The 5,145-nt window shown below is 74.3% G+C and carries 3 protein-coding genes, 1 tRNA gene and 1 pseudogene; 4 read left to right on the top strand and 1 reads right to left on the bottom strand.

The features are described 5' to 3' along the window. A partial coding sequence (locus MHW47_RS31630; RefSeq protein ID WP_239227299.1) for a GTPase occupies positions 1-2,157 on the top strand: 2,157 nt, incomplete at its 5' end. Continuing rightward, positions 2,147-3,898 carry a GTPase gene (locus MHW47_RS31625; protein ID WP_239227298.1) on the top strand — a complete coding sequence of 584 codons (1,752 nt, stop codon included), beginning with the start codon at positions 2,147-2,149 and terminating at the stop codon, positions 3,896-3,898. The genes MHW47_RS31630 and MHW47_RS31625, both read left to right, overlap by 11 nt. 60 nt (positions 3,899-3,958) lie before the next feature. Here the strand turns inward: MHW47_RS31625 and MHW47_RS31620 are convergent. Beyond that, positions 3,959-4,030 (bottom strand) — tRNA-Arg (locus MHW47_RS31620). A 216-nt stretch (positions 4,031-4,246) separates the two neighbouring features. On the opposite strand from MHW47_RS31620, the gene MHW47_RS31615 reads away from it, so the two are divergent. Then, on the top strand, positions 4,247-4,660 hold the full coding sequence (locus MHW47_RS31615) for a response regulator (protein WP_239227297.1): 414 nt from the start codon (positions 4,247-4,249) through the stop codon (positions 4,658-4,660). 55 nt (positions 4,661-4,715) lie between these two features. Further along, positions 4,716-5,145: pseudogene (locus tag MHW47_RS31610) on the top strand (arginine--tRNA ligase); the annotation flags it as partial.

The raw sequence follows: 5,145 nt of genomic DNA, 5'->3' as shown, positions 1-5,145 counted from the left end.
CCGAGCGGGACGGACGGCCCCGCCCCCGCCGCGGACCCGGCCGCGCCCGCGTCGGCTTCGGTCGCCCGCATCACCGAAGGGCTCCTGGCCTCCGCCTCCCGGACCGGCGCCGACGAGTTGAGCGCCTTCGCGTCCTGGTACACGAAGAACCTCGCCTCGTTCGACCGCGTCGCCGCGACCATGGACCTGTGCCGGACCGAACCGGCTCTCCGCGACGCCCTCGGCCCCCTGGTGGCCCGGCTCGCCTCCGCGTCCGGCGCGGTGGACCCGAGCAGACCGGCCTACCGCGACATCCAGACCGCCCTGCGGGCCGGGGCCGGGAGTGCCCCGCCGCCGGCGCCGTACTCCCCGCACGCCGTCGAGAGCGCGAGGTTCGTCGAGGTGATGCGCCGCGTCGGAGCACTCGAACGCGGACTGCGCGACGCCGTACGCGTCCTGCCCGCCGCCGGGGGCAGGCTGCGGGTCGCCGTCGCGGGACGGACCAAGTCCGGCAAGACCACGCTCCGCAAGGTCCTGACCCGCGACGCGGGCCGGGACGGCATCGGGCTGGGGGCCCACCGCACCACGCGGGACACCGCCGCGTTCCGGGTCGGTTCCGTCACGTACCTCGATACGCCCGGGGTCGCGGCCAAGGACGACGACCACGACGCCACGCGCGCCCGGGCCGCCTGCGACGAAGCCGACGCGGTCATCTGGAACTACGCCGACACCCTGTACGACGAGGAGAGCGCCGAACTCCTCCGCCTGCTCCGCGCCGGGAAACCACTGCTCGTCATGGTCAACGTGAAGAGCCGGGTCGTCGAACGGCACCGCCTGGAGCGCTTCGCCAAGGACCCGGCCAGGGAGTTCGAGCAGGTCGCGGGACACACCGCCCGCATCGAGCAGGTCTGCCGCGCCGCCGGATTCGCCCCGCCCGCGATTCTTCCCGTCCACTCCGGCGCCGCCCACGAGGCGCTGTCCACGCCCGACCCCGAGCTGGCCGAACAGGTCCTGCGGGCCGCCCGTCTGCCCGAGCTGGAAGCCTCCCTCACCCGGCTGCTGGCCAAACGGGCACTTCCGTTGCGCGCCGTCCGGCTGGCGGACGGGGTCCGGGCGCCCGTCGCGGCCTTCCACGACCGGCTCGTCCGTGAACTCCGGGGGATCGGTTTCGCGCTCGACGCGCTGGAACGCGCGACGGCCGACGACCGGGACGCGGTGGTCACGGCCGTCCGGGCGGCGGGCCGGGACACCCGCGACCGGCTTGACGCCGCCCGGCACCGGGCCAGGGAGAGGCTGCCGGACGTGATCGGGAGCCTGGGCGGCGAGGACGCCGCGCACGCCTGGCGCGACTTCCTCACCGGCCTCGAAGCGGAGGAACTCCTCTCCGGCCTTGCCGACGCCTGCGAGCGCGCGGCGCTGGACCGGGGCATCCTCCTGCGCGCGACCGTGGACGTCCCGGACGACGCCGAGGCCGCGCGACCGCGCGTACAGCCGCGTCCCGACCTCAAGTCGCAGAGCGCGACGCTCGGCGCGGCGGCCGCCAAGGGAGCGGCGAAGGCCCTCCTGGGGGCCATAGCCGTGAAAGGCGTTCCCAAGGCCGCGTTCCCCCCTCCGGCGGCGGTGGCGCTGCACGCGGCGGGGGCCCTGGCCGGAGCGGCGAAGGCGCTGAGCGGCGAGGTACTCCAGGTGCGGCGGGCGCAGGAAGAGTGGGCGGACGCCACCACCGCAGCGGCCATGGCCGCACTCGACGAGCTGTTCGACACGCTGACGGCGTGGGCGGACCGCTTCGTGGCCGAGATGGCGGACGCGGCCGGGGCCCGGTTCGAAACCCGGGCCGCCGACATCGCCGCCGTGCGCGAGAGGTACGGACGGCTCGACGGACTGCGGCCGGCCCTGCGGTCCGCCCTGGACGACATCGATCTCGTCCTGGCCCGCAGACTCCTCCAGCTCGCGGGCGGCGCCCCGGAGGCCATCCGCCGGGCACGCCGGACGCCCGGCGTCGAACTCCGGCTCGGGACGGAGCCCTCCCGCACCGACGACGTACGGGCGCGCCTGCGCGACCACGGCGTGGACGTACTCACCGAGCGGATCGAGGTCCGCCCGGACTCCATGGACGAGAAGGACGGAGTGCCGCATGACGACCGGGACGAGAGGGGCGGGGGACCGCATGAGGACTGACACGGCAGTGACCGACGCCGCCGCCGGAAGCGAGGACCGCCCCGGGGCGCGGGTGCTCGCGCTGAGTGCCCGCGCCGGGAAACTCCTGGCCGCCCACCCGCGCACCCGCCCGCTGACCGCCGGCCTGCCCCGCGCGGACACCTCCCCCCTGCGCGTCGCCCTGATGGGCCCGTACAGCGCCGGGAAGTCCACACTCGTCGCGGCCCTCCTGCGCCTGACCCCGTCCGAAGCCGGCGCACTCGTCGACGCGGCCCCCAAGACACAGGAGGCCACCCCGTACGAGTGGGACGGAACGACCTTGGTCGACCTGCCCGGAACACAGTCGGGCGACGACGGACACGCCGATGCCGCCCGGCGCGGTGTACGCGGCGCCGACGCGCTCGTGATCGTGACGACGAGCGAATTGCCCGGGGAGACGGAGACCGCGGCGATCCTCGACGCGCTCGGCCCCGACGGGTTCGCCGACCGGAGCGTCGTCGTCGTCAACAAGATGAGCGCGGAGAACAGCGACCGCGAGGTTGTCATCGGGGAGATCCGGGCCCGGCTCGGCCCCTTCGCCGGCCGCGTCCCGATCGTTCCGACCGATGCCCGCGACTACCTCGACGCCCTCCACGACCCGTCCCTGCCGGCGGCCGACCGTGCCGCACTCGTCGCCGAGAGCGGCATCGACGCGCTCGAGGCCGAACTGAGGCGCGTCCTCGCACCCGGCGTCGCGGGTCTGCGCCCCCGGGCCCAGGCGTACGAACTCCTCCGGGTGCTGGCGGACGCCGAGCGACGGTGGGAACTGGACGGCGAGGAACTCGATGCCGCGCTGACCGCGCGCCGGGCGAAGGACGCGGTCACCGCCGCCCGGGAGGTCGTGCTGAGCGCCCTGCACCGCGAGAGCGGCGTCGTCGCCGACCGGACCACCGCTGCCGGAGAGCGGGTCGCCGCCGCGGTCTCGGACAAGAACGGCACCGTCCCCGACCGCGTCGCCCGTGCTGTGGAGGACGAGGAGGAGGACATGGCGGCGGACTTCGACGCGAAGTTCTTCTCCGCGATGCGGACGGCCTTCGACACGCTGGCCGCCGAGTACGGAACCCGGGTGCCGGAGCCCGACGCCTGGGCGCACGACCTCGAAACCTCCGGGACGGCGCCCGACCCGGCACCGGAGGAAGACTCTCCGCTGAGCCGGAGCGCCAAGGAAGCGGCCAAGAACGGCATGAAGGCGGGCGCCGCCAAGGCGGGGGAGTGGTTCGGGAAGGTCAAGGACGGCGGCCACGGTCCGGGCAGCACCGCCGCCGCGGTCGTGGACAAGCTCAGCAAGAACGGAGTGGCCCGGAAGATCCTCGACGTCGGCGGCAAGGTCACCAACGGGGCGGAGGGGTTCAAGCCCTGGGGCAAGACCAAGGCGGCCAAGAAGCTGGTGGGCGCGGCAGGCAAGGCGCAGTGGGTGATGGACGCCATCGGGCCGCTCACGGACCTGGCGGGCGTCGTGCGGGAGCAGGGCGAGTGGAAGGCGGTCAACGACCGGCGACAGGCGATCAGGGATCGCTTCGCCGAGCAGGCGCGCGCCCGGCGGGAAGCCCTCACCGACGCCGGCACCCGGTACGTGGACGAGTGGATCGCCCGGGTGGAACAGTCGCTCGCCGGCCTCACGGAGCGGGGTACGCGCATCGACGCCGAGCGCGAGGCCGCGCTGACGGCGCTCGCGGAACTCCGCGACGAGGCCGCGCGCCTCGCCGGACCGGTGCCGTCCTGACATGAAGAAAGGCGCTGACCGACGATTGTCGATCAGCGCCTCATGGCACTTCCTGCGAAGTGCCCCCGGCAGGATTCGAACCTGCGCACCCGGCTCCGGAGGCCGATGCTCTATCCCCTGAGCTACGGGGGCGTTTCGCCGTGTTGCTCGGCGACGGGTGAAACACTACCAGCTTCCGCGGGGTGCCCGTGAACAGGTATTCCGCGTCATCGCGTGAGGTCGCTACGCCCCTCGCACACACATCCGGCCATCCTCGTCGTCCCCCGTCCGGGGACGGAAGTGGGCAAAACCCGGACGCAGCCTCTCCGGCCCGCCTACTCTCGAAGGGTGTCAGGGGCTTGCGGCCGCGTGCTTGTTGTCGACGACAACAAGGTCATCCGGCAGTTGATCAGGGTCAACCTCGAGCTGGAGGGCTTCGAGGTCGTGACCGCGGCCGATGGTGTCGAGTGTCTGGATCTGGTGCACCGGGTCCGGCCCGACGTGATCACGCTCGATGTCGTGATGCCCCGGCTCGACGGACTCCAGACCGCCGGCCGGCTGCGGTCCGACCCGCGCACCGGGCACCTGCCGCTGGCGATCGTCAGCTCCTGCACGCCGTACGAGGTGGACCACGGGGTCGCCGCCGGGGTGGACGCGTTCCTGGCCAAGCCCTTCGAGCCGAGCGAGCTGGTCCGGCTGGTGCGCCGGCTGATGGAGCGCGGCCGGCCGCCCGCGATGGAGTGCGGGCCGGGCGGCGGACGGGCGGAGAGCACCGCGGGCTGACCGCATGGCGAAACCGGTTCGCGAAGGGCCCCCCTCCCTCCCATACGCTTGTCCCGTGACCCCCGTCGATCTCTCCACGACCGTGCTGCACGCCGTGCGCCGCGCGGTCCGCGAGGACGCCCTGCGCGTGCCCGTGCCCGCGCGCGTCCGGGTGGAGAGGACCCGCCCCGGCGGCCGCGGGGAGTACGCCAGCCCCATCGCGCTCCAGCTCGCCGGACCCGCCGGCATCGACGCCCGCGAGGTCGCCGCGATCCTGCGCGACCGGCTCACCCAGGCCCCCGGCGTCGCCGGGGTCGAGATCACCGGACCCGGCTTCCTCAACTTCACCCTCGACGCCACCGCCGGCGCCGCCGCCCACCGCGACCTCGTGCACCGGGTCCGCGCCGAGGGCGAGCGCTACGGCTGGAGCGACGCCCTGGCCGGTCACCCCGCCCGGCTCCACCACGCCCACGAGGTCCGGGCCGCCGTCACCGCCGACGCCGTCC

This window comes from Streptomyces sp. OfavH-34-F, assembly GCF_022347745.1.
In the GTDB taxonomy this organism is placed as follows: domain Bacteria; phylum Actinomycetota; class Actinomycetes; order Streptomycetales; family Streptomycetaceae; genus Streptomyces.
The sequence above is the reverse complement of the archived record's forward strand: the minus strand, read 5'-3'. Positions and strand labels throughout refer to the sequence as shown.

Bases quoted from the DNA above. Each gene is read 5' to 3' on its own strand.
- MHW47_RS31625 (WP_239227298.1), top strand. From the start codon at position 2,147: ATGAGGACTGACACGGCAGTGACCGACGCCGCCGCCGGAAGCGAGGAC.